This is a genomic window from Sphingobium sp. ba1 (genome assembly GCF_000743655.1).
In the GTDB taxonomy this organism is placed as follows: Bacteria; Pseudomonadota; Alphaproteobacteria; order Sphingomonadales; family Sphingomonadaceae; genus Sphingobium.
In genome coordinates this window covers 2,926,919-2,928,396 of sequence record NZ_JPPQ01000069.1, presented here as the reverse complement: position 1 = coordinate 2,928,396, position 1,478 = coordinate 2,926,919, and the positions used below count along the sequence as shown (strand labels likewise).

1 protein-coding gene is annotated in these 1,478 nt (G+C 63.3%); it reads right to left on the bottom strand.

The genetic code is table 11. The annotated features are described in order from the left end of the window. Positions 1-1,242, bottom strand: a 1,242-nt coding sequence (locus tag IL54_RS17435; RefSeq protein ID WP_037479091.1) for a nitrate/nitrite transporter, incomplete at its 3' end; no start/stop codon positions are given. Positions 1,243-1,478 lie beyond the last annotated feature (236 nt).

Genomic DNA, 1,478 nt, shown 5'->3' with positions numbered 1-1,478 from the left:
GATGCGTGCGCCGCTGGTCCAGGTCGCCCGCCACCGCGCCTTGACCAGCGCCACGCCGATGAAGGCGACGACCGCAAGGCCAGCGAAGATCAGGAACCCGGCCGAAAAGCTGCCGGTCAATTGCTTGGCAAAGCCGAGCGAACTGGCAAGGTAGAAGCCGCCAATCCCGCCTGCCATGCCGACAAGGCCGGTCATCACGCCGATTTCCGCCTGGAACCGCTGCGGCACCAACTGGAAAACCGATCCATTGCCCGTGCCCAGCGCCAGCATGGCGAGGACGAAGAGGCCAAGCGCCGTCACCAGCGTCGTGGCAAAGGCGACGCCTGCCAGCGCGATCGCGGCAATCAGATAAACGATCATCAGCGTTCTTACGCCGCCAATCTTGTCAGCCAGCGCCCCACCGATCGGGCGAACCAGCGACCCGGCGAACACGCAGCCTGCGGTGCAATAGCCCGCCATCACCGGCGTCAGGCCGAATTGGTCGGTAAAGTAGATCGGCAGGCTGGCGGCGAGGCCAACGAAACCGCCGAACGTCACCGCATAAAAGGCCATCAGCAACCAGGCATCGGCCTGTTTCAGCGGCTGGAAATAGTCGATCATCTTCTTGGGCGGCGGCGCGTTGGGCGCGTCCTTCGCCATGATCATATAGATGACGAACACGATGGTCAGCGGGATGCAGGCGAGGCCCAGCACCGCGTTCCAGCCGAATAATTTGGCTAGCCCCGGCGCGAACAATGCCGCCAGCACGGTGCCCGAATTGCCCATGCCCGCCAGGCCCATCGCCTTGCCCTGATGCTCAGGCGGATACCAGCGGCTCGCCAGCGGCAACGCGATCGCGAAGCTCGCGCCCGCAAAGCCCAGCACGACCCCCAGCGCCAGCGTGCCTTCAAAGCTGCTGACCCCCATCAGCCAGGCCACAAACAACCCGGCAATCACGATCAACTGGCTGATCGCGCCCGACATTTTCGGCCCGATCCGGTCGACCAGCAGGCCGTTCACGACGCGGAGCAGCGCGCCCATCAATGTCGGCGTGGCGACCATTAGGCCTTTTTCGGCCGGGGTCAGCGCCAATGTCTGTGCGATCATCGGCGCAAGCGGGCCGAGCAGCACCCACACCATGAAGGCGAGGTCGAAATAGAGAAAGGCGGCAACAAGGGTCGGCGTGTGGCCGGCCTTCCAGAAGCTGATCGCGGCGGCGGGCTGTTCACCCTCCTTGTCGCGATCCCAATAAGCGGTAGCCATGATACGTCCCCCAATAAACGGAAATGGACACGAAAAAAGCCGCAGGCCGGACGCACGCACGAAGGGCGTAGTCCGGTCAGCGGCTTTGCTGCGATGTGGATGGGGATGGCGGTCCCGTCCTTGGGAGAGCGCATCCAGATATAGGCGCGCTTCATCGCGCGACGCCTATGTTATCTCCCGATTCGCATCATGTTGCAAGGCACAATTTTGCGCCTGCTTTCAACGTAGCGGCGTAA